Source organism: Saccharothrix sp. BKS2 (assembly GCF_047689505.1).
In the GTDB taxonomy this organism is placed as follows: Bacteria; Actinomycetota; Actinomycetes; order Mycobacteriales; family Pseudonocardiaceae; genus Actinosynnema; species Actinosynnema lopnurensis.
The window spans coordinates 50,092-75,170 of record NZ_JAUQOL010000007.1; the positions used below are offsets into that span (position 1 = coordinate 50,092).

Consider the following 25,079-nt stretch of genomic DNA (forward strand, 5'->3'; position numbering starts at 1 on the left):
GCAGAGGGCCCTTGGGCTCAGGCCAAACCCCTGAGTGCTAGCCTTCAGGTGGTCTTGGCGGAGTGGCCGAGTGGCTTAGGCAAGGGCCTGCAAAGCCCTGTACACGGGTTCGATTCCCGTCTCCGCCTCGGACGATTAGCTCAGCGGGAGAGCACTACCTTGACACGGTAGGGGTCACTGGTTCAATCCCAGTATCGTCCACCAGTTATATATGCAGGTCAGAAGGCCGGTCGGTGATCTTCACTGATCGGCTTTTTGGCTGTCGTGGGAGCAAATTGGGAGCAGATGATCTTGGTGTGATCAACTGCACCGTATGTGGTCACCCCTCCGTTCGGGGTAGAGGTCACCGCCGATCGCTCCCATCGCCGCTGCAGCCCGTCGAGCATGGCGTCGATCATGATCTGTGTCACGTGGGAGTAGGTGCCCCGGATGCCCGGCATGCGGTGACCGAGTCGTTTGTGCTGGAGCACCTCCGGGATGCCGTCTTCGATGAGCCAGGTTTTGTGGGTGTGGCGTAGGTCATGGAAGTGCAGGCCGGGTAGGACGGGTGCCCAGCCGTGTCGGGTGTCGCCGCCGATGACAGGTAGCCAGGTGCGGCGTCGGAAGTTGGTGCGGCGCAGTAGCCCGTTGTCGCCTCCGGTGAAGACGTGCTCGCGGAGCCGCTCGTTCTGCTCGGCGCGGTGGGCCTTGAGCAGTTCGACGAGGAACGGCGGTAGGTGGACGGTGCGGGCGCCGGCCTTGGTCTTGGGTGGTCCGAGTTCCAGTCGGCCGTTGACTTCGTGCAGTGCGCCGTCCTTCGGGTCGACGGTGATGGTGCCGCGGGTGAGGTCGACGCGGGGCCAGCGCAGTCCGGCCAGTTCGCCCCAGCGCAGGCCCGTGTACGCGGCTGTGACGACCAGGGTGGCCGTGGCGGGGTGGCATCGCTGGGCGATGGTGCGGACCTGCCACGGCGATGCGTGAGGTCGTTCCTCGTGGTCGCCGGTGTCGACCCGGAGTCGCCGGCAGGGGTTGGCGCCGATCAGGCCCTCGTCGACGGCGTCGCCGAGCAGCATCGACAACAGCGTCACCACGTCGACCACCGTGCGCTCGGCCAGCGACCGCCGCAGGGTTTTGATCCAGCCTTTGACGGTCATGCGGCTGATCTCTTTGAGTGGTGTGTCGCCGAACTTGGGGAGGATGTGGTTGCGCAGGTGGGAGTCGTATTTGGCTTGTGTGGTGGGGCTGACGTCGTGGGCTTCGCGCCAGGTGGGCACCCATTCCCGTAGGGGGAGGTCGCCGAGGGTGGGGTCGACGAAGGTGCCTCGTCGCAGGTCGGATTCGATGTCGCGGGCGCGGTCCTTGGCGGTGGTGTGGTGGGTGAAGCCGGTTTCGGAGGCGAGTGCCCCGTCGGGTGTGCGGTAGCGGACGCGCCAGGCGGGGCCGTGTTTCTCCACCCATGCCATGTCGGACTCCCTTGTCGGTTGAGTTGGTGGTGTGCCCGTGGTCGGGCAGCGGATATGGACGCTCCATACAGGACGGTTGTCAAGCCGTATGTGTTCACCCGGGCCGAGAGGAGTTCCGGGTGACCGCCGGATTTCTTGGCTCTTTCGGGCGAGATGGTCGCGGGGCGGGGCCGTTTACCGGGTTGTGCGGTGGTGTGGCGGACGAACGCCACGGGTGTCCTGGGCGGCGATGGCGCACAGGTCGGTTGCGGAGAACCGCAGGTGCTTGCCCGGGAATGTGCACGGCACCTGGCGTCTGCCGGCCCGGCGGCGAAGCCGGGACTCCCGCACCGCCGGCAGCTCTGCCGCCCGCGCCGGGGTGTACAGCCGCAACACCGACGCCGCGTCCTCGGTGCCGCTCGCCGATGGCGCTGGTGCCGCATCGACGATGGTGGTCGGGGTGGGCGCTGATCTGTGTCGGTGTCGAGGCGGTGTGTCACGGGTCCCGACAGGGCCGGGGGAGGTATCACCGTCGGTGGCGGGAAAGTGGGCGGCCTTCGGCGCGGCCGGTGTCGTCGGCTCGGACGAGGGGTGATCGGACCGGTTCATGAGGTGTCCTCCGCGGCGACCGGGGTGTGTTCGTCGTCGACGGGGGTGTCGAGGACACCCCTGAACTCCGTCCGCGGGCCCTTCGGGGGACAGTCGATCACCGAACCGGTCGTCCGTTCCACCCGACAGGGTGAACGAGCACCTGCTGCCGACTCCGATCTTCCGCGGCTGTGTCCCCTCCGTAGGGCGAAGGAGCGGCCGGTACCGCCCGGCCGCGGCGTGGTCGAAGCGCGCACATGCTCGGACCGAGAACGTTGCATGAACAACTATTGCTTCAGTGTTGACAAAATTGATCACTTACGGGAGTTGCCGTGTCATAAAATGTGCGGCGACGCGCAAGCGCATGGATGTGCGTGGATGGCGCTCGTGGTGGGGATGGTGTCGCGAGGTTGGGAACCTGGAGCGTGTCACGACACGCCGGGAGGTTCCCAACCCATCGGCGGCGCGTCATCCCGTCCTGTGGGAATCCCGCTGCCTGACATCCTGTCCGGACGGGTGTCTACGCTGGTCGTGCAGGGCAGCGCTGGCCCTCCGGGGCCAGCGAGGATCGCAACCCGCAGCATGTCCGGGGAGGGAAAGTTGGGGGCCGCAGCGCTGGCCCTCCGGGGCCAGCGAGGATCGCAACCGCGCCCACGTGCCCTTGGTGTGGACCAGGATCTCGCAGCGCTGGCCCTCCGGGGCCAGCGAGGATCGCAACGCGGTGGCGTTCACCGCCACCGTGCACCGCGTCCCGCAGCGCTGGCCCTCCGGGGCCAGCGAGGATCGCAACCCGCGACCAGTGCGCGGCCGGTGACCTCGTGTGCTGGTGCAGCGCTGGCCCTCCGGGGCCAGCGAGGATCGCAACCCTCGGGCACGGCGAAGTGCCCCCTCTCCGTTGCCAGCAGCGCTGGCCCTCCGGGGCCAGCGAGGATCGCAACTCGATCACGTACGGCAGGCCGGCGGCGATGAACCGCAGCGCTGGCCCTCCGGGGCCAGCGAGGATCGCAACATGCTGCTACGTCCTCTCGGGGTGGTTGCTTGGTGAGCAGCGCTGGCCCTCCGGGGCCAGCGAGGATCGCAACCGGTTCGGCCGGCTGCGGTCGGTGACGTTCGTGGTGCAGCGCTGGCCCTCCGGGGCCAGCGAGGATCGCAACAGTCACTCAAGGACCGATTTGCACGTGATGTCGTAGCAGCGCTGGTCCTCCGGGGCCAGCGAGGATCGCAACCAGACTTTCAGCAGTCTTTCCACCGGCGCCGGTTCACCGCAGCGCTGGCCCTCCGGGGCCAGCGAGGATCGCAACTCGGTCAACACCATCGAAGCCCGGATCCGGTGCATCGCAGCGCTGGCCCTCCGGGGCCAGCGAGGATCGCAACATCCGCAACAACTCCGCCGGGGCGTCCGGCACCGCGCAGCGCTGGCCCTCCGGGGCCAGCGAGGATCGCAACTTCGACCTCGGGTCGTGGCGGGATCGGGACGCGGAGCAGCGCTGGCCCTCCGGGGCCAGCGAGGATCGCAACGACCACCTGCCGCCGCACCTCCAGGCCGTGTCCAAGGCAGCGCTGGCCCTCCGGGGCCAGCGAGGATCGCAACCCGGCCGAGTCCGGATGGGTGGCCAACGCGCGGGGCAGCGCTGGCCCTCCGGGGCCAGCGAGGATCGCAACTCCTCTCGACGAGATATACCGCGACGCGATATAACGCAGCGCTGGCCCTCCGGGGCCAGCGAGGATCGCAACAAGGCCGACGCGCCTTTCGCCGCAATCGACACCGGCAGCGCTGGCCCTCCGGGGCCAGCGAGGATCGCAACTCGAACACCGAGCCGGTCTTGCCGTCGCCGAGCCAGCAGCGCTGGCCCTCCGGGGCCAGCGAGGATCGCAACGTCCCTACTGCCGGGAGAAGGGGTGGCCGTGCGGGGTGCAGCGCTGGCCCTCCGGGGCCAGCGAGGATCGCAACTCGTGCCGGTCGGTCATCCGCTTGCCGAAGTCCGTGCAGCGCTGGCCCTCCGGGGCCAGCGAGGATCGCAACATGGTGGGGTTGGCGGCGATGGCGTTGCGGGCGGCGGCAGCGCTGGCCCTCCGGGGCCAGCGAGGATCGCAACATGGTCGTCGCCGCGATCCTGTACCGGCAGCTCCGGCAGCTCCGGCAGCGCTGGCCCTCCGGGCCAGCGAGGATCGCAACGTGGCGTTGGCGGTCCTGCTGACGCTGGGGATGCGCAGCGCTGGCCCTCCGGGGCCAGCGAGGATCGCAACTGTTCCTGCACGTACTGGAACGCGACACCGGGCAGGCAGCGCCAGCCCTTCGGGGCTGGCGAGGATCGCAACCCGTGGGACTACGTGCTCGACCGGGCGCGGGCGATGCAGCGCTGGCTCTCCGGGGCCAGCGAGGATCGCAATAGCTTCGTACTCGTAGTTGGTCAGGCTGTCCAACTGCAGCGGTTGGTGATGATGATGGGCCTGTCATGCAGGCCGGGCGGGATTTCGTTTTCGTCCTCGACGATCTACGCATGGCGGTACACGAACCGACCACCATTGCCGGTGATCCCTCGGCCGTCGTCATCCGGTGCGCCGGAAGACGGATCTCCCGGCCTGTCGCATCGGGCCGTGTGGGTGTCGAAGTCTTGCTATGGGCCGAAGTGCAGTTGTGGGACGTCGTAGAGGTCGGGGTTGCGGCGGCGCAGCAGTGCGGGGCTGGTGACCTCGATGACGAGCATCTCGGTGAGGAACTGGACCTGTGCTCGCAGCAGGTGGCTGGTGCGGCCGGTGGCGCTGCGTTCCTTGAGGCCGACCGCGACGTGGATGTGGGGGTGGACCTGGTCGTTGGTCTCGTCGAAGGCGAGGGTGCCGCCACCGAGGGCTTCGACGTTGGTCAGGTGGACTTTCGACCAGACCGGTGCTTCGGGGTTGGCCAGCTTTTCGCAGGTGCCGACGATGTCGACGTCGCTGAAGCCGGCGATGAAGCCGGGGATGTAGGCGTGGCGGACATGGTGTTGTGCGCAGAACTGGGTCAGTGCGGTGAAGAAGTCGTCGCCGTGGTCGAAGGCGACGCCGAAGCTGCGGCCGAGGGTCAGTTCGTGGCTGCGGATGACGGGCTCCTCATCGGGTCGCGGTCGTCGGGGCGGGTCGGCCGTCGGCTGCGTCGGCGGGCGCGCCGTATCGGCTGGCGGTGTGGAAGGCGGTGGTGATGGTGGTGGTATCGACGCCTGCGGTGAGTAGTCGGTGGAGCAGGATGCGGGCTTTGAGCGGGTCGGCCCCGGCCAGGGTCGGGTTGCGCATCGCGCCGGTCACCACGACCGGCTGCGCGGCGTCGTGGCGCAGGTCGAGGAAGTAGGAGGTCTCCTCGATCGTGTCGGTGCCCTGGATGACGACCACGCCATCGGCCCTGGCGCCACAACATCGGCGGACCTCCTCGGCGGGCGCGGTCAGGTCGGCGAAGGTCAACGAGGCGCCCGGTACCTGTCGGAAGTCGATCACTTCGACGTCGATCGCGGCGGCCATCAGCTGCCTGGTCGACAGCGCGGGCACCACCTCGCCTCCCCGCGTGGCGGTCATGGTGATCGTGCCGCCAAGGCTGATGACGATGACACGACGAGCCGAAGAGTGTGCCCGGGGACGGGTGTCATGTGGTTGGGCGGAGGTTCGGGTCGTCGTCGGGGACGATTCCTTGGTGGTCGAGGTAGGTGGTGAGTACGGTGCGTACGGTGGTGAGGGGCACGATGTGGCGGGTGGGGATGTTCTCGCCGTGGCCTGCGTAGTCGTAGGGCGTGGTGCCGGTGGCGTCGGATGTGCCGATGGTCCACCGGTCTGGTTCGCCGGGTTCGCGGATCCAGCCGGAGTCCTGGTCGATCCCGACGTAGAGGAATGGTGTGCCGTAGGGGTCTTCGGCGACCACGATCTCGGCCAGTGGTGGTACCGGTCCGGCGTGGGCCAGTGCCCGCATCCGGTCGAGGAACGCGTCCACGTCCTGGTGGGTGTGGATGGTCAGGGGGCGCTCACCTGTGGCCCGGTCGTAGGTGACGTTCAGCGTTGCCATGGTGGTCGCCGCCCTCCTGGGATGGTCTTGTTGTAGCCGTCGGGACCGTGGATGGTCAGCGAGGAGCCTTCGGGCAGGATCAGGCCGACCAGTGTTTCGCAGCCGAATGTACCGGGGCAGGGTGGGTTGTTGACCACGACCGAGACGTGCCGGATGCCGGTGTCGCGCATGTGGGCGGCCAGTTTGGTCTCGGCGTGCCAGGTGGCGAAGGGCAGGCCCCGTCTGGGTAGCGGCAGCGCCCGCAGGTAGCCGGCGGCGCTGTCGGCCTCGGGGCCGTCACCGCTGACGATCGGCCGCACGGTGCCGTCCGGTGCCACCCAGCGGCCGTGGGTCTTCTGTCCGGTACCGGACACCACGGGTGGTGGCAGATCGCGACGCAGCCGTTCGATCTCCTCCGGCGACAACGCCGACGGGTCGTCGGCCGTCGGGGTCGGGAGTGCCGTTGGCGGAGGTGGTGAAGATCTGTCCGCGGGAGTCGGCGATGGATCGCCGCGCAGACCGGTCTGTAGTGTTTCGGCGCTGTGCACGGCCTGGGCCAGGACCTCGGTCAGGTCCTTGATGCCCTTGATCACCGTGGTGAACGCGGCCTGCACGGTGTCCCCGTCGCTTGTTGTCCCGCCCTCCACGGCGGTACCGAGGAGGATGTGGGCGTCCTCGACCAGGTCCAGCGCGGCGTCCAGTGCCTCGCCGGACTCCTCGGCCTTGGCCAAGGCGTTGTCGACGGCTTCGATGACCTCGTCCAGCGACGCCACTCCGGTGACCCCTCCACCTCCGAATCCCACCGACGATCACCACGCCGCATCAGGTGTGCCGCAACCCACCGGACCCGTTGGGACTCGGGTGGCGCTGCAACTTCCGGCCCTCGTCCATCGACAATGTGACTGCATGAACCCGCTCGGTCGGTGAGTCACAACCACCTCCCGCCCTCGACACGAGACCGACATGCCCCCACCTTGGGAACCGGTTACCAGGCCGACCTTCCGCGACACCACTAGCTTCGGCCGATCGTCACCGTGGCCACGTCGGTCCATTCGTAGGCCCTGCGGTCGCGGTTGAGGTCGATCAGCGAGACCGAGGTGACGATGACCTGTGCGGTGCGGGGGCCGTGGGTGTCGAGGGCCTCGGCGAGGGGTTCGGAGGGGCCTGCGGTGTTGGAATAGCCGAGGCTGACGTGGGCGCGGAACCCGGCTTCGGGCTCGGGCACGTTGTCCGGTCCCCACACGTCGCCGATGGCGGCGCGGATGGCGGATCGCAGCTCCGCCAGGGGTTCCAGGGGATGTGCGGGCATCTGGATGGTCTCGGGGTCGACGCGGGCGGGACCCAGGGTGACGGTGAAGGGCTCCAGCTCGGCGCAGCGCGTGCGGGCGGCCTCGACGATGTCGTCCACGTCGCGGCGGTCGATCTCGTCGGTGAAGCCGATGCCCTGCAGGGTCAGGTGCAGCCACCGCGCCGGGACCCGGTCGAGCCGGGGCAGGCGATCCAGGATCGGGGCGTACTCGGCGACCAGCCGCCGGGCCTCGGGTTGGTCGGCGAAGGTGATGTGCCAGGTGTAGAAGGAGCGGCCGGCGCGCCAGCCTGGCCGCCACCACCAGTGGTCGCGCATGGGCTCGAATTCGGTCACGAGGTCAGCTCCCTGATCACGGTGTCCCGGCGGAAGTCGATGACGGCGCCCTGGATGCGCTGGGCCGCCGTCAGCCGATGAGCCGGACGAAGGTCGGGTACAGCAGCCGTAGCGCCACTTCTGAAGATCATGGCTCTGTGATTCATCGTGCAGATCGCCGTGGCTCAGCAGTCCGGTGCGGGGGTTGCCACCCGCATTCGTGCGCTCGGCTAACGAACCGTCGCCAGGCGCCAGTTTGGCAGTTGCAAGAGTGAGCGGCGTTGGTTCCGGTGCTGGTGGTTGAGCCAGGCGTTCACGGCACCGCACGCCAGCCGCTCCATGGCCTGGCACCGTGTCGACCGCGTAGGCAGGCGAGCCGGTGTGCGGCCTGGTCGGCGTAGTGTGCCGGATCGGTGGTCGCGACTTGGAGGGCCATGCTGGTCATGCGCAACTCGCGAATGTCACGCAGGATGTCGAACCCCTCCCAGGTGGTGACGTCGAAGCTGTAGGCCCCGCTGTAGGCGGCCCATTCGGCGGTGTCCATCCAGTCGGTGGTGACGTGCGAGACGGCAGTGGATACCAGGTCCCACTCTGGTGGACCCAGGGCGCAGCGCTCGAAGTCCAGCAGCACCACGTCACCATCACGAGTGCGAACCACATTGCCTTCCCAGGCGTCGCCGTGCACGACCGCGCGCGGCAGACCGGGTGGCAGAGCATCGTAGGCATCCCGGAGCTCATCCAGCCGCTGCAGCATCCATGCCCGGTTGTCACTGTTCAGGGTGGATGCGGTCTGGATGCGTTCATCGAGCCGTACGAATGGGTCCAGCTCGGGCAGCACGAAGCCCTTCGGCGGTGCAAGAGCGTGAAAGCGGCGCAGGACAGCGGCTACGTCGATACTTGACCCGAACTCATGTGGGGGTAGTTCATGCCAGAACGTCACGGCCCTGCCATTGGCCATGACCGGTTGTTCCACCTCACGTAGCACGCGTACGGCCGGCACGTCACCGTCCTCAAGCCATTGGGCTACACGTACCTCTTTAGCTGCTGCGGCGTCCTGTCCGATGCGTGCAACTCTGGCCACCAGAGAATTGGGCAACAGATAGAGGTCGTTCTCCCCGAGCCGGATCACCCGAGCGCCTGTAGCGTCCAAACCCGCCGCAGCGGCGGCAGCCTCGACTGCCACGCGGCTGGTGTCTTGTCGACCGTCGGTCATCCGACCACCGCCGTACCGATGCGGTGCCGCAACTCGGCCACCTCCGTAACGTTGTCGTGGGGAAGCGCAAAACGATGGAGGTCACGCAGATCGTCCGCGGCACGGCGTGACCTCACCGTGCCCGCCCAGTCCAACGCCAGGCTGCCGAGCGCGACGGCTTCCGTCGGATCTCCGACGGCCATGACCAGAGAGGCGAGCTTGGTTTGGCTGATCGCGCGGGCGCGGGCGAACTCGTCACCGTGTTCAGCCACTGCCAAGGCGAGTCTCTCGCGGCCCTCTTCATAGAAGTGGCCTCGGACAGCGGTGTCCCACAAGGCGTGGCCGGTGTCCCCGGAGTGCTGCGCGGTGTCGTAGTACCGCATCCACGGCGGGTCGTCGGCCGAACGGCTGTGGCTGAACTCCTCGTCGGCGGCACCGACCGCGCTCGCTGTTTCCTGTACCTTGCCGAGCTTGGCCAGCGCACGGGCACGACCGGTGTGCAGCATGGCCCGCTCGGTGGCGGTCAACCGATCGGCACGCACCAGCGCCAACTCGGTGAACGTCAACCCACTGTCGGGATCGCCGCACCAGATCGCCTGGCGCGCCATCGAGGAGAGCACTTTGGCCCGCAGATGCCAGTCCTTAGCCTCCTCGGCGCACGCCAAGGCGAAACGGAACATGCGACGTGCGTCATCGTGAGCATAGGCATCGAAGGCCATGAACCCGGTGACGTGACCGAGGTACCCCACAGCCGAGAACAAGGAAGGACGAACCCTATCCGAACACCGTGCGCCCAACAGGTCAGCGCAGTACCGCAGTTGCGCGGTCACGGCTGTGCGGACGAGTCCTCCGCCGTAGAGAGCGTCCCAGTTCTCGAAAGACCGTGCGGCAGCACGTACCTCCTCGACTTCCATTGAGCCCACCACGGACGGAACAGGCTCAGGTTGGATCGGCACGATGAGTTCAACCAACCCGGCCCAACCGGTTGCCGCCCCCACGTAAGTAGGCCCGACATAGTCTGCTGATTCCGTCATGAGGCGGCCGCTGTCTGCGCGGAAGTCGAGCTGTGCAGAATTCTTTGCGCTGAGGCGGAAGGTTTTACTCGGCGATTTACCTTGTTCTTCGACTTCTATCTGACTCGGTCGTCGGCGTAGTCGATTCTGTTCGTCCTTACCTTGTTCTCGTAGTGCGATCAGTGCGCCCTGGGCGTGCAGGGCGTGGTCAAGAGCTTTGACGATCTCGGTGGAGGGCAGGTTGTGGTCCACACGTTCGGCCAGCGAGACGTACTGCCTGGTGTAGCCGATGCGTTGGGCCAGTTGTGGCTGGCTGAGACCGGCTGCGGTGCGTCGGCGGCGGATCTCGTGGGCGAGTCGGACACCGGCGGGTTCTTGTGCTGGGGGGTGCTGATCCTCGGTCACGTCGCCTCCACCTGTGCTGAAGGGTGAATGGTTTTGTCGTCTGTGCTGGTGAGCTGGTCGAACGCGGCGGTGATCTGTTCCCAGTGGAAGGTGGCGAGGCCGTCGGGTGATCGGGTTGTCACCTGGTCGGGGTCCAGGAAGACCACCTGCATGGCGGTGAGTTTGGTCATGCTGGTGGCGTAGGCCGGGTGGTTGCGCAGCAGTGGTTTGACGCAGGGGGCGACCAGGATCGGCACGTCGGCGGCCAGCAACTCGTTGAGCAGGCCGAGGGCGAGGTTGTCGCTGATGCCGTGTGCCCACTTGTTGATGGTGTTGAAGGTCGCCGGGGCGACGAGGAGCGCGTCGGCGTGGGGAAGTGGGTCGTGCTGTCCGGGTAGGCCGGGGTGGGTTCTGATCGGTGTTCCCGTCCGGTCGGCTAGGGCGTCGGGGTTCAGCCATGAGGCGGCTGTGGGTGTGGCGATCACGTACACCTGCCAACCGGCGGTGCGGAGGGAGTCGATCAGTCGGTCGATGTCGAGCACCGGTGGTGCGGCTGCGGCGACCAGGTAGACGGTGCGCGTGGTGTCGTTCATGCGAGGACGCCGATTCGTTGGGCGAGGCTGCGCAGGCCGGGGGTTTTCCTGTGCTGTTCGCGTGCCATGAGTTCCCGCACGAGTGCTCGTCCGCTGCGGTGCGTGCGGAGCAGTTGCGGGGCGACGCGTTCGGTTTCCAACAGGTGGATCACCGCCAGCGGGTCCTCGCCGAGTTGGGCCTGAGCCCACGCGTTGTCCAGGTGGAAACGTCCTTGTCGACCGTGCAGGCCGGGCGGGAGGGAGGTGACGTCGACGTGTTCGGCCTCGGTGAGCACCCGGTGCGGGTCGCCTGTGGCCACCGCTGCGGACACCCGGTGGATGCGGACGTTGGTCGGTCCGAACGCGCTGAAGCCGATGTTGCCGTCGCGTCCCAGCGTGGCCGCGAGCCGTCCGGCGTGGCCCAGTCGTTGACGGGCTTCGTCGGTGTCGCCTCTGCGGGCGGCGATGACGGCGCTGATGAGCAACAGCGCACCGCGCCACGTGCAGCTGTGCGGGTCTTCGCCGCGGATGCTTTCTGCGATTTCCACCGCGTGGTGTTCCGCTTCGTCCGCGGCGTCCAAGCGCAGCAGGGCGCAGGTCAGTTGGTAGGCGGCGGACGCCTGCCCGAAGAGGTCGTCGGCGGCTTCCGCTGCAGTGCGTGCTCGTTCGGCGGCTTCGTAGGCGGCGATGCCGTCGCCGACTTTCGTGGCGACCTTGGCCGCCACGACTGCGGCCTGGCACCGCAGGCTCAGGGCTTGGCGCCGCCGACTGCCGCTGCTGTCGGCGACGATCGAGTCGACGGTCTGCAGCGTGCCCGGTAGCGCATCGACGACCTCGTCGTAGCGGGCGGCTTGGTAGGTGCGGTGCAACCTGTCCACGAGAGCTTCCGCGTAGCGCGACACACCGGGACCGGATCCCGCGGCGGACATCCCACGTGGAAGTGGGCGTTGTTTCTCCGCAACGTAGCCGACCGGCGACCTGTCATTTACCGTCGAGTCGGTGGTCGAGTGTCGCCGCCGCTGATTCTGTTCTTTTCTGCCTTGCTCACGAAGTGCGATCAGCGCGCCACCGGCATCCAAGGCGCGGTCAATGGCCCTGACGATCTCGGCAGAGGGCAGGTTGTGGCCAGGGCGTTCGGCCAGCGAGGCGTATTGCCTGGTGTAGCCGATGCGTTGGGCCAGTTGTGGCTGGCTCAGGCCGGCGGCGGTGCGTCGTCGGCGGATTTCGTGGGCGAGTCGGACACTGGCTGGTTCGGGTGCTGAAGGGTGCTCGTCCTCGGTCACGTCGCCTCCGCTTGTGCTGAAAAATCAGCAGGTCTGCTGTGGATGCCGTCGGTTGGTGGCAGGGCCGGTGTGGTGTCGAAACGGAGGTGGTCGCCGTGCTGTTCGACTCTGTCGATCCTGAACCCATCGTGTGCCGGTGCTGGTTCGCCCGTGTTCGTGGTGTGGTGGGCTTGGCGTGGTGCGTAGAAGGTCGTCGCGTCGATCAGACCGGCTTGCAGGAAACGGTGTGCCACTCGTGGACCGGTCGCGAGTAGCAGTGACCGGGTGCCTCCTTCGTGTAGCGCGGCCAGCAGTCGCGCGGGCTCGTTACTGGTCGTCGCGGGGAGGGTGAAGGCGTCTTTACCGTGGCCGTCCGGCACGCCTTCGGTGAGGTGGCCGACGTCGTCCAGGACGACGTCGGCGTTCGTGCGGTGCAGCGTGCGCAGGGCTTCGCTCGCGGTGCGTGCTTGTCCCTGAGGATCGAGTTCGTACAGCCAGGTGATGTAGGGCCGTCCGGTGGCCAGGCTGTGCAGCCACGGACGCAAGACCGTGCGTGCGGAGTCGGCGAGCAATCCGACTTCCACGTCGACTCCGGCTGCCGCGAGACGGGCGGCGCCGCCTTCCTCGCGCGAGGTGGGGTCGATCAGTGCGATGAGTACGCGGGCTATTCCGGCGTCGAGGAGGGCTTGGCGGCAGGGTGGTGTGCGGCCATGGTGGTTGCACGGTTCGAGGGTGACCACCGCGGTGCCGCCCCTGGCGTGTTCTCCGGCTTCCCGCAGGGCGTGGACTTCGGCGTGTGCCTCGCCCTTGCGGATGTGGTGGCCCTCGCCGATCGGGCGGTGGTGCCGGTCGAGGATGACGCACCCGACGGGTGGGTTGGGGCTGGTGGTGCCCAGGCCGAATGCCGAGAGCACGACAGCCCGGTGCATCGCCGCGACCTCGGCCCCCGATGCCGTCACCACCCACCTCCGGACATCGCCTTCGCGCGGAACGCGGCCACCGCCGGCAGATGTCCGTGCGGGGACAAGGCGGCGGCCACATCCTGTACCGCGCGTTCGGTGCGCAGTGAGCCGGAGCTGCGTGCGATGTCCAGGGCCTCGTCCGCGAGCTGTGCGGCTCGTTCCGGCTGGCCGACGGCGGCAGAGGCTGCGGCGAAGCGGCTCAGCGCGGTTCCGCGGTCACGCCGGTAGGCCGTCGGCAGCGAGGGGAGCACGTCTTCGTAGAGCGTGATCGCCTTGTCGTGCCTGCCGAGGATCGACCAGCAGTGGGCGCGTTGCAGTTCCAGGTAGTTACCGGTGCAGAAGGAACCGTGCCCGTCACGTGCGTCGCCTTGGTTGTCGTGGGCGGCCCACCCGTGGGCTTGGTCCAGCTTGAGGTGGGCGGTGTGCTCGTCTCCGTCGAGCGCGTATCCCTGGGCCTCCTGCTGGGTGATGGCCGCGCGCATGGGGTTCGACAGCGCCGTGGTGTCACGGCCTGCGGCCTCGGCCATGCCGATCGTCCGCGCCGGGTCCCCGCCGGTGGTGGCCTGTTGGCTGCGCCGGAACAGCGTCCACGCCAGCATCGCCCGATCCCCGGATTCGTAGGACCACTCCATCGCCCGGTCCGTCCAGTGCAGCGCGTGCGAGGCTTCCCCGGCGTCCTCGTGGAGCCAGGCCGCCGACTCGGCGTACCGGGCGGCCAGACCCACCACTTCGCGTCGGGCGGCTCCCCGGACCGTGCCCGCGATCCCGTTGATCAGGTCGATGTGCTCGCACACCGACCTGATGGCGAATCGCGGCCCGAACAGGTTGTCCGTTTTGACGAGCAGGTGCCATTGTTCGCCGAGGTGTCGGAGGGCGTCGTCGAGGTGTGTTTCCGTGAAACGGCTCAATGCGGGCCGGGTCGGCGCGTGCGTTCCGGGGTTGTCCGGCGCTTTTGTGTCTGCCGACTGTCGGCGCTGTCGTTCTTTCTCTCGTTTGCCTTGTTCGCGCAGTGTTGTCAAAGCCCCGTCGGCGTGCAGGGCGTGGTCGAGGGCTTTGACGATCTCCGTAGAGGGAAGGTTGTGGTCGGCGCGTTCGGCCAGGGAGACGTATTGCCTGGTGTAGCCGACGCGCCGGGCCAGTTGTGGCTGGCTGAGCCCGGCCGCGGTGCGGCGTCGACGGATCTCGCGGGCGAGTCGGACACCGGCCGGTTCGGCTGTGTCGGGGTGTTCGTCGTCGCTCATGTCGCCTCCGCCTGCGCTAGGGGGCAAATAGGGGGCAAATGCCGCGTGTCGTGGCTTGCGTTGTTCCCTGATCGTACCGGTCCTGGTTGAAATGCGTATGCACCGATTCCGGTGGTTCGAAAGGGGTGGCTGATGAACACTGACCATGCCGACGGGTCGCGGACCCGGTCGGGTGTGCGGTTGCTCGGTGATGCGGAAGCGGCGGGGTTGCGGCCGGAGTTGCGGGAGGTGGTGGAGTACCGGAAGTCGGGGTTGAGCCTGAACTGGGTTGTCGGGTGTCCGTTGGACTGTGGGTACTGCGTGCGGCACCTGTTCGGCAATTTCGGGATGAAGGTGCCGCGGGCGCTGGTGACTGATGAGGAGGCGGTGGAGGCGCTGGTGTCCCACCGGTTCTTCCGGCCTGACGTGACGCCGGTGCAGTTGCTCAACCGGGCGACGGATCCGATGCTGCCCGCGGTCAAGCCGCACCTGATGCGGGTGCTGCGCATGTTGGACGGGCGGGGGTTGACCAACCACGTCCTGGTGATCACCCGGTGGCGGGTGGGGCCGGAGGACTGTGCGGCGCTCAACGCGCTGGAGAACCTGAAGGTGACGCTGCTGGTCACCCATTCGGGTATCGAGGACGACCGGATCGAGCCGGTGGACTCCGGCATCGCGGCGGAGTCGTTGCGCACCGCCTTCACCCATGCGGAGCGGTTTCGGGTGGTGTTGTACTGGCGGCCGATCGTGCCGGGCCTCAACGACTCCGACGCCCACATCGCGCGGGGGTTGGAGTTGAGTCGCTTCGCGCACGCGGCGGTGTTCACCGGCCTGTTCTACCGGGACGAGATCCGGGACTACTACCGCTCCCACGGCCTGCCCGAGCCGTACGAGGGGCAGGCGTGGCGCAAGATCTTCCCGGAGGTGTTGGAGGCGCGGATCCTGGCGGCCGCGGCGAAGCGCCCGCCGGGTGGTGCGGTGTTGTTCCGCAAGACCTCCTGCGCGGTGGCCTACGCGCACGGCGCCGCCGACTACAACGGGCATGTCGGGATTCGGGAGTTGTGCGACATCTGCCCGGCCGCGCAGCTGGCGCGGTGCGAGGCGGGGTGGAGTCGGCCGGAGCCCGGTGTGGTGGCGGCGATGGTGGCGGGGGTGGGCGGCAGGCTGGTGGGGATCACCGGGCGGGCGGTGGTCGTGGAGGGCTTGGACGAGCAGCGCCGGTACTTCCTTCAGCATGGGTTGGGGTTCCAGGTGCACGACGCGGCCAGGCCGCACCTTCCGCACCGTCACGGTCGTGCCGATCTGGGCTGGCCCACTGTTCCGGAGGCGTCATGACCCCGGCACCGACAACCCCGTTGCCCGCTGTTCTGGTGGGTCGCCGGTTGGTGGTGGTCGATGTCGAGGGCAACGGTGGTGGGCCGCCGTTGATCGTGGAGATCGCGGTGCTGCCGGTCGACGGTCCGGTCACCGACGTGGGGGTGCGGTCGTGGTTGGTGCGTCCGGCACAGCCGATCAGTCCGCACGCCCGCCGCGTGCACGGTATCGGCGATGCCGATGTCGTGGACAGGCCGCGGTGGCATGTCGTGGCACCGGAGGTGGAGGCGGCGCTGACGGGTCGGACGTTGGTCGCGCACAACGCCGCCACCGAGTACCGGGTGCTGGGGGCGCATCTGCCGGGCTGGCGGCCGCCGATGGTGTTGGACACCCTCCGCCTCGCCCGGCAGGTGTGGCCTGACCTTTCCGGCTACAGCCTGAACGAGCTGGTCGCCCACGCCGGTCTGGAGGCGGACACGGTGGCCGGGCGGCGTCCGCACCGCGCGGGCTATGACACCTGGTGCGCCTGGCGGCTGTTCCTCGTGCTGGTCGAACACAGCGGTCTGGACTGGGACGGGCTGGTGCGTGCCGCGGCCTTGAAGGATTTCCTGCCGCCGGAGAAGCCGGGCGAGCCGGAAGGGACGGGGGAGGGGTTGTGGTGATCGGTGAGGTGGAGAAGCCGGTCGTGGTGGCGGTGACGGGGACGCATTCCACCGGCAAGAGCACGTTCCTGGCCCGCCTGGCGCACGAGCTGCGCCGTGTTCAGGTGCAGGTGTCGACGGTGGCGGACCTGGGAGAGCAGGCGCAGCGGATCGGGTTGCCGATCCTGCGCAACCACACCTGGCTGTCCACCGAGTGGATCATCACCAAGGGCATCAGCGACGAACTCGGCGCCTGGGTGCACGCCGACGTGGTGCTGGTCGACCGGCCCGTGTCCGACGCCCTGGGCTACTACCGGGCGGCGCTGGCCCACCGGGGTGACCGGGCCGAGCCGAGGGTGATGGCGAGGCTGGAGCGGATCGTGCGCGACCACAGCGTCTTCTACGACCTGCTGCTGCGCACCACCCTGGACCCCGACATCCCGCTGGGCTGCGACAAACCCCGCGACGCCGACGCCGAGTTCCGCAGCCTGGCAGACCACCACGTCGCCGAGGTCCTGCACGATCTGGACCTGCCGCACCGGCTGCTGCCCGCCGACGGACACGACCAGGCGCTGGAGGACTCGCTGGGCCTGGTCCTCGACCGGCTGGCCGGCACACGGGACGGTCGACCATGACGCCGGAAAGCGGAAGGTTCACCGCGCGGCTGCGGTCGGCACGGGAACACCTGCGGCACGACCGCCCGGACGAGGCCGCCGACCTGCTGGACACAGTGTGGGAGGCGGTGCCCGAGGGTACCTCGCCGGAGTCGCTCGCCGAGTTGCGTGCGGTCACCGAGGAACTGGGCGAATGCAAGTCGACCTCGCCCGAGGCCGCGGCGGTGTTCCGGCGTGCCGGCCACTACCACGCCAAGGGCGGTCGCTACCAACTCGCCCGTCGGATGGGCACCCACGAGTTGGCGGTGTGGCGGGCACGAGCTGCCGGCGAGCCGACACCGAGCCGGCAGACGTTCACCGGGTACCGGGACGCACTGGATTCCCTGGCCCGCATCGACTGCGCGGTAGGGCGTCTGCACCGTGTGATCAACGGCCTGGACGAGTTGCTGGAACTACAAGCACTGCACGGCCTTGCGGTGACCGTCGACGCGGCGTGGACGTTGCGGGAGTTGGGCGCGGTCATGCTCCAGGCCGGTCGCCCCGACACGGCGATCCGGCGGTACCTGTCCCGCGCGGACGACTTCTACACGCGGTTGGGCGGGTCGGGTGCGGTGGCGCGGCAGCACGCGGTGTGCCTGGTGCTCTCCGCGCTGGCCCACCGCGACCTCGACCAGCCGGCCAAGGCCGACCGGTGCGTCAACCGGGCACTGGCCATGTTGCTGTCGGTCGATCCCGCGGCCGCCGCCGAGGTCCGCACCCTGATCGACGGGCCCCGCACAGCGGGCACGGTGCCGGTGATGACGGTGTTGCCGTTGGCCGGGTTCGGGTTACCCGCCTGGCCCCGACCCGACCCACGGGCACCCCTGACCTCCTGACCACCCCGTCGGCCGCCCACGCGTGGCACCGGAGCACAACGAGGACCCCGAATGCAGCACACCGCCAACAACACCAACAGTGAGAACACCGCCACCGCCACCGCCGAGAACACCGCCACCGCCGAGAGCAGCGCCGAGGAGCGCCCGGACAAGCCCTTCGTAAGGATGAGTACCGCCCGTAGTCGGGAGTTGGGGGAGGAGCTGCGCCGGATCCGGCGCGAGGCGAATCTGTCGTCCGGCTGGGTGAGCGAGGCCCTGGGCTGGTCGTTGGGCAAGTTGTCGAAGCTGGAGACCGGCAGCCGGGGCACCAGTGTCTGGGAGATCGGCACCCTGGTCGGTCGCTGCGGCGCGGACAAGGCCACCCGGGACCGGATCCTGGCCCTGGTCGTCGAACCCGACACCGGCAGCTTCCTGCGCCCGCACCACACCGGCCCCGACGACCTGACCGCCCTGACCCTGCACGAGGCCACCGCCACCTCGATCACCGTCTACGAACCCCTCACCATCCCGGCCCTGGTGCAGACCGAGGCGTACGCCCTGGCCCTGACCGGTGACCAGGCCCTGGTGCGCAGGCGCAGGGCACGGCAGGAGGCGTTGGCTCTGCGCCGCGGCCCGCACCTCACCGTCTACCTGCACGAGAACGCCCTGCGTCACCTCGTCGGCGACGCCGACATGATGCGTGACCAGCTGCTGCGCCTGACCTCGCTGCACAGCGCGTCCCACACCACCGTGCGCGTCGTCCCCGCCACGGCCGTGGCACACCCGGCGCTGTCGCACCCGGCCGTACTGCTGACCTTCCCCCACCCGCAACGCCCGCTGGCCTACACCGAGACCGACCTGGCCACGGTCTTCCACGACGACTCGCGCATGGTCACCCGCCTGCGGGACAAGATGCGCCACCTCACCCGCCTGGCCCTGAGCGAGCAGGAATCGGGCAAGGCCCTGGCCCACTGGGCGGATGTCTATCAAGGGCGGCTCCGATGACGGTCCTGCGCCCGTTCCGCTGGCAGCCGTACGACGGACACCGCCACGCCGTCACCCACGGCGCGGTCCCGCTACAGGCCACCACCACCCTGTGCGGCGAGGAACTGACCATTCCCGCCACACGGTTGGGCAATCAGGAGTGGTGCTGGCCCACCTGCACCGACTGCGACACCGCCTGGCGCAACTACGAAGGCATCCCGCTGTTCCCCCGCCAACGCACCCCACACCACCGGCAGCCCAAGGAAGAACCCCGGCAGGCGACCCACACCTGACACCACCGCGGAAACGACACCACGATGCCCTACACGATCCGCCTGCGCGGCGAGGCATTCCTCGCCGCGCTGAGAAAAGCCAGGTTCTTCTCCGACTACTCCCTGGCCAGGGAGATGCAGGTCAACCGCAGCACCGTCACCCGCGTCCTGGCCGGCCACCTGCAACCCGGCCCGGCGTTCATCGCAGGCGCCCTCACCGCCCTGGCGCCACTGACCTTCGACGATCTGTTCACCATCGAAAAAGTACCGCCCGCCACCGACACACCGGGCACGGGCCGACGCCGCACGACCACCCGCCGCCCCACACCGCGCCGCAGGAATCCGGCGGTCGGGTCGTGACCATCCGACCCGACATGGCGGCGGCCTGGACCCCGCCTACCGCGGTCCGGTTACCCGAAAGTCGGTCGCGTGAGTACGTGCCGGGTCGGCATCGCACGGAGTTCGGGGTAAGCGGTGACTGCGGCAGGCAAGCACTGCCCCCGGCACGGAAGACCCGGTGAAGAAGACCGCTGGCTGGGCATCGCAAAGCGCGAGTGGGTTACGCATTTCGGAGTGTCGGCCGAGGTGGCGTCCGGAACCGATCGCCGTCAGTAGCCCTGGTCCGACCCGGATGTCCGGACATGGCCGGATCCTGGTGACGGTGTCATGAGTGGAAGAGATGCATTGTGAGCACGACGAGTTCTCCGTCACCGTTTTCGACGGTGCGCACCAGGGTCCTGGGCCGCGAACTGCTCAACGCACGCGAGCGGCTCGGAGCCGACCAGACCACAGCCGCCGCCCTGCTGCACAGGCCGGTCGACTGGATCCACGCCGTGGAAGACGGCCGACAGGATATCGACCAGCACGCCCTGGCCCGCCTGCTGGGCACCTACCGGGTGAACACCCAGACCTACACACGGGTGATGGCACTCTACGGCCAGCCCGAAACGGGATGGCTGATCCAACCCCACGACATCGGCGAAGCAGACGGCGTCGACGCCGCACTGCTGCACGAGGCGACCGCCGACGACCTCTTCGTCTACGACATCATCTCCCTGCCCGTACACCTGCGGACCGAACACTACGCTCGCGAACTGCTTGCCCGCGACGGCACCACGACCCCCGCCGAGGCGCAACAACGGCTCGCCGCCGGCCTGCGGCGGCATCGGTCGTTCCGGCCTTCGCCTTCGACACGGCGCACCTTCGTCGTCCGGGAGTCCACCCTGTGGCACCTGCACGGCGACCGCCAGACGATCGCCGAACAGCTGCACCACCTGGCACACCTGCCCGACCGCGACACGACCGTGCGGATCATGCCTGTCTCGGCACCGGCCGGCCACTGGGAACAGGTGGCCTTCACCCTGATGAAGGCCAGGACCCACCGGCCCGTGGTCCACGTCAGGACCGTGTCCTGCACCCTGTTCCTCGACCGCCCCGACCTGGTCGAGCACTACCGCGACATGGCCACCCGACTCCTGGAAAACGCCCTGCCCGGCGCCGAATCCCGCACCCTGCTGCTGGACCTGGCGAACTCCGCATGAACCACCACGGACCTGTGAGTCTTGTCGAACCGTCTACCTCGGACTCAGATGGGAAGGAATGTGGGAGTCAGGTTTCGATGGCGCCGAGGTAGACGGTTCCGCCGGCTGCAGTGGCCCGGTGCTGGACGCGGTGGTTGGCCTGCACCCTGGCGTTCAGGGCCGTTGCGTCGTCGGGTGGTGTGGAGCGCAGGATGGCGAACAGGAAGACGATCGGTGCTTCGGGGAGCCGGACTCGCGGTGTCCGGATGCGTGAGCGCGGTACCGGGTAGACCAGGATGACGCCGTCGTCGCCGAGGTCCGCGGGTGTGAGTGTGGAGAAGGTCTCGGCGAGGACCTGCCGGGCGGTGTGGTCGGGCAGGAGCAGGTTGAGCCACGGGTGGGGACCCTGCCAGGGGCCGAGGGTGCGCAGCAGTTCCACGCCTGGGGCCAGGCGGTTCTGGAAGCCATGGTAGGTGAGGTCGTTGATCTCCAGGGCGTCGCGCTGGTCGGCGAGTCCGGCGAGCAGCTGTTCCCGCACGGGTGTGGCGGGTGGGGTGAAGTAGATGGCGGCGTCGATGCGGTAGGTCCACGTCCCGTCGTGTTCCGGTGTGGCCTGGCCTTCCAGGTGGTGGAAGCGACCTTCGGTCATGAGGGTGCGCTGGTCGGCCAGGAAGGTGTCGAGGTCGTGGTAGCGCAGGCGGTACCAGCGGGCGTGGGTGTGGGCGGGGACCAGGCGCAGGGTGGCCCGCACGATGATCCCGTGGTGGCCCCGGCCGGCGCGCAGCGCCTCGAACAGGTCGGGGTTGGTGTCGGGTGAGCAGGTGACGTGGACGCCGTCGTGGGTGATGGCGTCGAGTTCGAGGACGTTGTCGGTCTGCAGGCCGTGCTGGTGGGTGGCGCCGCTGATGCCGCCGACCGAGAGCGTGCCGCCCACGGACAGCTCCAGGTAGTCGGTCAGCACCGGGGGAGCGGCGCCCAGCGGCAGGGTCGTCTCCAGGACCTGGCTCCACCGCGCGCCGGCCTCGACCACGATGCGGTCGGCGGTGACGAGGTGCACGGCGTTCAGGCCGCGCATGTCGAGCACGATCCCGGCGGGCGCCTGGGCTTGACCTGAGGTGGAGTGGCCTTCGGCCCGGGCGACCACCGCGATGCCGTGCTCGCCGGCGAAGCGCAGCACCGTGCTGATGTCGTCGACCGAGCCGGGACGGAGCACGCCGAGCGGAGGGGGGAGGGCGGTGGTGCGCCCGAAGTCGTCCACGGCCCACGCGAGCGCGGTGTCCCCGGTGTCGAGGATTCCGTCCAGCGCGGGGAGCGCCACTGCACCGGGCGCTTTCTCTTGGATGAGGCGGTGGCCGGCGGGGTCGAAGTACCAGGTGGTCTGATCGGGCACGGGCACCCTCCTCAGGTTCGATATTCCCGTCGCTGGCTCGGGACGGGCTCGTGGTCCAGTGCGGTCAACTGGGCACGGATGCTGCGGGCCCGGGCATCGCCCAGCGCCTCGAACAGTTCTATCGCCTCGGTCCATGCCTGGCGTGTTTTGTCGTCTTCTCCGAGTTCGTGGTGGACGTCGCCGAGCTTGCGCAGGAACACGGCCCTGCCCCACAGGTCGACCACCGAGATGCTGGCCGTCAGCGCCTGCTCGAGGTAGCCGACGGTGCCGCGCAGGTCACCCAGATCCCGGTGGACGTCGCCGAGCTTGTCCAAGGCACAGCTCTCGGACTGACGATCGCCGAGGTCGTGCAGGACCACGACCGCTTGGGTCAACCCGTCGAGCGCGAGGTCGCACTCGCCCATCGCACGGTGGGCATCGGCGATGTAGGACTTCGCGATGGCCCACGCCCACCGCTCGTCGAGCCGTTCGAAAATGGCCTGGGCGAGTCGGTGGTGCTCGATCGCCACCCGGTGCTCACCGCCTGCCTGGTGGACCCGGCCGAGCCCGATGCGCGACCAAGCCTGGCCGCTGCGGTCGTCCAGGCGTTGCCGGATACCGAGTTCTTCCCGGAAGCACCGCATCGCCTCGTCGAGCCGGTGCTGATCGAGGTAACCACTGCCCAGGTTGTTGAGGATCCACGCTTGCGCGGGCAGGTCGTTCTGGTGCCGCGCCCGGTCCAGGCTCGCGGTCAGAGGTGCCAGCCACGTACTCCACGGGTTGCGTCGGTAGAGGTAGCCGGTCAGCACCAGTGGAAGCCCGAAGGCGACGGTGTCCAGGTCCAGCGAGATCGCCTGCACGGTCGCAGCGGCCAGGTTGGCCAACTCGACCTCGCACCACCGCACCGCATCACCGGCAGTGGCGAAGTCCGGCACCGCACACCCCGTATCGACGACGGTCAGCTGGGGGAAACAGCGGTGAGGGGACATGACGCGATTCGCCGCCGCAGCCGCTTGCAGGTACCACTCCAACAGGCGACGCCTGACGGCGGCTACCTCACCCGACTCCATCGCGAGCGCCTGCTCACCCGCGTAGTCCCTCAACAGGTCGTGGAAGCGGAAGCGGTGCCGGCCTGCCTCCTGCAGCAGGTGTCCACGCACCAGCGTGTCGAGCATGCGAACGGTCTTGGCGGTCTCGCACTGAGCCAGCACCGAGGCCGAGTCGATGCCGAACTCGCGGCCTGGGTGCAGGCTCAGCAGGCGGAACAGGCGCCCCGCGTCGGGTTCGAGCGCGCGGAAGGACCAGGAGAACACCGCGCGCACGGCCGCCTCGACGTCGTCGGGTGACAGCACGTCCAAGCGCTGATTGACATCGGAGAGGTCCTCGGCGAGTCCGGCCAGGGTCAGGTGCCGGCTCGCCGCGATGCGTTCAGCGGCGACGCGCACCGCCAGCGGGAGACCTCCGCACAGGGTGACGATGCGGTCGGCTGCCGCAGGTTCGGCGTCCACGCGTGTCGAGCCGACGACATCGCGCAGCAGCATCACAGCGTCGGCCCGGTCGAACGGGTCGACCGTCATGCAGAAGGCACCGTGTCGCACGGCCAAGGTCGCCATGCGCTGCCTGCTCGTCACCAGCACCAGGCAACCGGGTGCGGCGGGGATCAGCGGTCTGACCTGCTCGGCGCGGGCCGCGTTGTCCAGCACCAGCAGGGTGCGCGAGCCGTCCAGGCGTGTCCGCAGCAACGCGGATCGTCGCTCCGTCGTGGCGGGCATGGACTCGGACGGGACACCCAGGGCCTTGAGGACGTCCTCCAGCACCTCGGCGGCTTCGACCGGTTCGCCATCGGCCGAGTAGCCGTGCAGGTCGACGAAGAACACCCCATCCGGGAACCGGTCCTTCACCTCGTGCGCCCAGGCGACCGCCAACGAGGTCTTGCCGACACCTGCTTGACCGTCCAACGCCATCACGGTGGCCGACGTGGCATCCCCGTACCTTCGCAAGTGCTCGTCGAGGGCCCTCAGCACGCCGGCGCGCCCGACCAACCGCGGTGACGGCGGCAGTTGTGCCGGACGCGGCCTCTTGCCGTGGTCGACGCGGTCGCAGGTGCGCAGGTACAGCGCCAGCAGTGCGCCCTCGGTCCCCAACGCCGAGTCGCACGCCTTGGCGAACTCCTCCGTCGGCGGCTTCGTGCCGTTCTCCACGTTGCTGATGTGCCCCGAGCTGAAGTGGCTCAACTCGGCGAACCGCCGCAAGGTCATCGCCCCACGCAGCCTCCGCAGTTCCTCCCCGAAGGAACGCGTCGGAGCGGGCGTCTTCGCTGTATTCGTTATTCCGTTCATCCGAATACATCTCCCTCCTTGTCCGCTCCGGGCGACTTCGTCACCGTTGACGGCAGTGGGGATGACGTCCCCGGTGATCGGCAAGACTTCGAGGATATGCGCGAGGGACAGGTACCGGCGGCCAAAACGAGCCCATGACACCCCTATCGGGTGAACGGTGGTCTGCTCGGTGCGAAGTTGGTCGCTCTGCGTTGCGACTGGGAGGTGTGGAACATGTTGGTCGAGCTGGCGTGGTCGGTTGCCGGGATCATTTACGGCCCGGTGATAACCACGCCCATCACGAAGGCGGCGCATCGAGGCGAGCCCGAATGCGGCCTCGCCCACCCGAACAAGATCATAATCTCGCGAGAAACATTTACGGTGAGCCTTGTTCTCGTGGCGGGGATCTTCGTCCTCGACCACCAGCTCGCCAGTGCTCCGCTGCTGGCCGCATCGTCGTGGTTGGCGGTGACCGGAACACAACTGATGATGACCGACTGGATCCACCACCGCCTGCCCAATCCCCTGGTGACCGCGATGCTGGTCGGGGGATTGGTGATCTTCTCCTACGCCGCGGCCGAAGAAGGCCGGGTCATCGCACTGCTGCGAGCGATCACCGCTGCCGCCGTCGTCTTCATCGGCGGACTGACCGTGGCTGTCACCGCCCCAGGGGCCCTCGGAGCCGGCGACATCAAGCTGTTGGGAACGGTCGCCCTCTACCTCGGCTGGGTCGGTTGGTCCCACGTGCTTCGCGGGGTCGTGCTCGCACTGTTCCTGGGCTCGGTGGTGGGCGCGGTCCTCCTCGCCACCCGACGGATCAGCCGGGACGACCGCTTCGCCTTCGGCCCGGCCGTCGTCGGCGGCGCGCTCCTCACCCTCGTGACGCCTTGACCACTCAGGAACCCGCCAATGTGCCTTCCCTTACGCCACCACGACCTCGACCTGAGGAACG

The 25,079-nt window shown here is 68.5% G+C and carries 23 protein-coding genes, 2 tRNA genes and 1 CRISPR repeat array; of the genes, 11 read left to right on the plus strand and 14 right to left on the minus strand.

From position 1 onward, the window contains the following. Positions 1 to 56: 56 nt before the first annotated feature. Together Q5530_RS16330 and Q5530_RS16335 are read left to right on the plus strand one after the other, a co-directional pair. Positions 57 to 128 (plus strand) — tRNA-Cys (locus Q5530_RS16330). A 1-nt stretch (position 129) separates the two neighbouring features. Continuing rightward, a tRNA-Val gene (locus Q5530_RS16335) sits at positions 130 to 204 on the plus strand. Positions 205 to 218: 14 nt separating this feature from the next. On the opposite strand, the gene Q5530_RS16340 is transcribed toward Q5530_RS16335, so the two are convergent. From Q5530_RS16340 to Q5530_RS16395, 12 genes are all read right to left on the minus strand, one after another. Then, entirely contained in the window at positions 219 to 1,442 is a 1,224-nt protein-coding gene (locus Q5530_RS16340; protein WP_415363134.1) for a tyrosine-type recombinase/integrase, read from the minus strand. Positions 1,443 to 2,547: 1,105 nt separating this feature from the next. Further along, a CRISPR array of direct repeats spans positions 2,548 to 4,106; the repeat unit is 37 nt; unit sequence GCAGCGCTGGCCCTCCGGGGCCAGCGAGGATCGCAAC. Positions 4,107 to 4,627: 521 nt separating this feature from the next. Then, positions 4,628 to 5,200 (minus strand): PCC domain-containing protein, encoded by a 573-nt coding sequence (locus Q5530_RS16345; protein WP_415363655.1) that lies wholly within the window; start codon positions 5,198 to 5,200, stop codon positions 4,628 to 4,630. Beyond that, positions 5,100 to 5,585 carry an asparaginase domain-containing protein gene (locus Q5530_RS16350; RefSeq protein WP_415363658.1) on the minus strand — a complete coding sequence of 162 codons (486 nt, stop codon included), beginning with the start codon at positions 5,583 to 5,585 and terminating at the stop codon, positions 5,100 to 5,102. Before Q5530_RS16350 ends, Q5530_RS16345 begins: the two co-directional genes overlap by 101 nt. A 37-nt stretch (positions 5,586 to 5,622) precedes the next feature. Further along, a complete protein-coding gene (locus Q5530_RS16355) occupies positions 5,623 to 6,036 on the minus strand; it encodes an Imm1 family immunity protein (protein WP_415363135.1) in 414 nt (137 codons plus the stop codon). Further along, positions 6,024 to 6,788 (minus strand): DddA-like double-stranded DNA deaminase toxin, encoded by a 765-nt coding sequence (locus Q5530_RS16360; protein WP_415363136.1) that lies wholly within the window; start codon positions 6,786 to 6,788, stop codon positions 6,024 to 6,026. Before Q5530_RS16360 ends, Q5530_RS16355 begins: the two co-directional genes overlap by 13 nt. A 239-nt stretch (positions 6,789 to 7,027) precedes the next feature. Continuing rightward, the gene (locus Q5530_RS16365) at positions 7,028 to 7,657 is read right to left on the minus strand and encodes a 2'-5' RNA ligase family protein (protein WP_415363138.1); all 630 of its coding nucleotides are present in this window, start codon (positions 7,655 to 7,657) and stop codon (positions 7,028 to 7,030) included. A gap of 292 nt (positions 7,658 to 7,949) precedes the next feature. After that, positions 7,950 to 8,765, minus strand: a complete 816-nt coding sequence (locus Q5530_RS16370; protein WP_415363140.1) for a phosphotransferase family protein — start codon at positions 8,763 to 8,765, stop codon at positions 7,950 to 7,952. A gap of 80 nt (positions 8,766 to 8,845) precedes the next feature. Then, positions 8,846 to 10,246 (minus strand): helix-turn-helix domain-containing protein, encoded by a 1,401-nt coding sequence (locus tag Q5530_RS16375; protein ID WP_415363142.1) that lies wholly within the window; start codon positions 10,244 to 10,246, stop codon positions 8,846 to 8,848. Then, on the minus strand, positions 10,243 to 10,818 hold the full coding sequence (locus Q5530_RS16380; RefSeq protein WP_415363143.1) for a flavoprotein: 576 nt from the start codon (positions 10,816 to 10,818) through the stop codon (positions 10,243 to 10,245). Before Q5530_RS16380 ends, Q5530_RS16375 begins: the two co-directional genes overlap by 4 nt. Then, entirely contained in the window at positions 10,815 to 12,080 is a 1,266-nt protein-coding gene (locus tag Q5530_RS16385) for a helix-turn-helix transcriptional regulator (protein ID WP_415363145.1), read from the minus strand. The genes Q5530_RS16380 and Q5530_RS16385 overlap by 4 nt, the downstream gene beginning before the upstream one ends. Then, positions 12,077 to 13,018: a bifunctional diaminohydroxyphosphoribosylaminopyrimidine deaminase/5-amino-6-(5-phosphoribosylamino)uracil reductase RibD gene (gene ribD, locus Q5530_RS16390; RefSeq protein ID WP_415363146.1), complete on the minus strand. Its 942-nt coding sequence runs from the start codon at positions 13,016 to 13,018 to the stop codon at positions 12,077 to 12,079. Before ribD ends, Q5530_RS16385 begins: the two co-directional genes overlap by 4 nt. Next, on the minus strand, positions 13,015 to 14,262 hold the full coding sequence (locus Q5530_RS16395; RefSeq protein WP_415363148.1) for a helix-turn-helix domain-containing protein: 1,248 nt from the start codon (positions 14,260 to 14,262) through the stop codon (positions 13,015 to 13,017). Before Q5530_RS16395 ends, ribD begins: the two co-directional genes overlap by 4 nt. A gap of 348 nt (positions 14,263 to 14,610) precedes the next feature. On the opposite strand from Q5530_RS16395, the gene Q5530_RS16400 reads away from it, so the two are divergent. From Q5530_RS16400 to Q5530_RS16435, 8 genes are all read left to right on the plus strand, one after another. Next, positions 14,611 to 15,576 (plus strand): radical SAM protein, encoded by a 966-nt coding sequence (locus Q5530_RS16400; protein ID WP_415363150.1) that lies wholly within the window; start codon positions 14,611 to 14,613, stop codon positions 15,574 to 15,576. Then, positions 15,573 to 16,217: an exonuclease domain-containing protein gene (locus tag Q5530_RS16405; protein ID WP_415363151.1), complete on the plus strand. Its 645-nt coding sequence runs from the start codon at positions 15,573 to 15,575 to the stop codon at positions 16,215 to 16,217. The genes Q5530_RS16400 and Q5530_RS16405 overlap by 4 nt, the downstream gene beginning before the upstream one ends. After that, positions 16,211 to 16,831, plus strand: a complete 621-nt coding sequence (locus Q5530_RS16410) for an AAA family ATPase (protein ID WP_380637806.1) — start codon at positions 16,211 to 16,213, stop codon at positions 16,829 to 16,831. The genes Q5530_RS16405 and Q5530_RS16410 overlap by 7 nt, the downstream gene beginning before the upstream one ends. Continuing rightward, positions 16,828 to 17,685 carry a tetratricopeptide repeat protein gene (locus Q5530_RS16415; protein WP_415363152.1) on the plus strand — a complete coding sequence of 286 codons (858 nt, stop codon included), beginning with the start codon at positions 16,828 to 16,830 and terminating at the stop codon, positions 17,683 to 17,685. Before Q5530_RS16410 ends, Q5530_RS16415 begins: the two co-directional genes overlap by 4 nt. Positions 17,686 to 17,736: 51 nt before the next feature. Continuing rightward, a complete protein-coding gene (locus Q5530_RS16420; RefSeq protein WP_415363153.1) occupies positions 17,737 to 18,669 on the plus strand; it encodes a helix-turn-helix domain-containing protein in 933 nt (310 codons plus the stop codon). Beyond that, entirely contained in the window at positions 18,666 to 18,941 is a 276-nt protein-coding gene (locus tag Q5530_RS16425; RefSeq protein ID WP_415363154.1) for a zinc finger protein, read from the plus strand. The genes Q5530_RS16420 and Q5530_RS16425 overlap by 4 nt, the downstream gene beginning before the upstream one ends. A gap of 24 nt (positions 18,942 to 18,965) precedes the next feature. Next, entirely contained in the window at positions 18,966 to 19,280 is a 315-nt protein-coding gene (locus Q5530_RS16430; protein ID WP_415363155.1) for a transcriptional regulator, read from the plus strand. A gap of 362 nt (positions 19,281 to 19,642) precedes the next feature. Further along, positions 19,643 to 20,461, plus strand: coding sequence for a helix-turn-helix domain-containing protein (locus tag Q5530_RS16435; RefSeq protein ID WP_415363156.1), 819 nt, complete (start codon positions 19,643 to 19,645; stop codon positions 20,459 to 20,461). A gap of 67 nt (positions 20,462 to 20,528) precedes the next feature. Here the strand turns inward: Q5530_RS16435 and Q5530_RS16440 are convergent, their stop codons facing one another. Next, the gene (locus Q5530_RS16440) at positions 20,529 to 21,830 is read right to left on the minus strand and encodes an FAD-binding protein (protein ID WP_415363157.1); all 1,302 of its coding nucleotides are present in this window, start codon (positions 21,828 to 21,830) and stop codon (positions 20,529 to 20,531) included. A gap of 11 nt (positions 21,831 to 21,841) precedes the next feature. Continuing rightward, a complete protein-coding gene (locus Q5530_RS16445) occupies positions 21,842 to 24,232 on the minus strand; it encodes a tetratricopeptide repeat protein (RefSeq protein WP_415363158.1) in 2,391 nt (796 codons plus the stop codon). A 129-nt stretch (positions 24,233 to 24,361) separates the two neighbouring features. Between Q5530_RS16445 and Q5530_RS16450 the strand changes: the two genes are divergently transcribed. After that, positions 24,362 to 25,018 (plus strand): prepilin peptidase, encoded by a 657-nt coding sequence (locus Q5530_RS16450; protein ID WP_415363159.1) that lies wholly within the window; start codon positions 24,362 to 24,364, stop codon positions 25,016 to 25,018. Positions 25,019 to 25,079 lie beyond the last annotated feature (61 nt).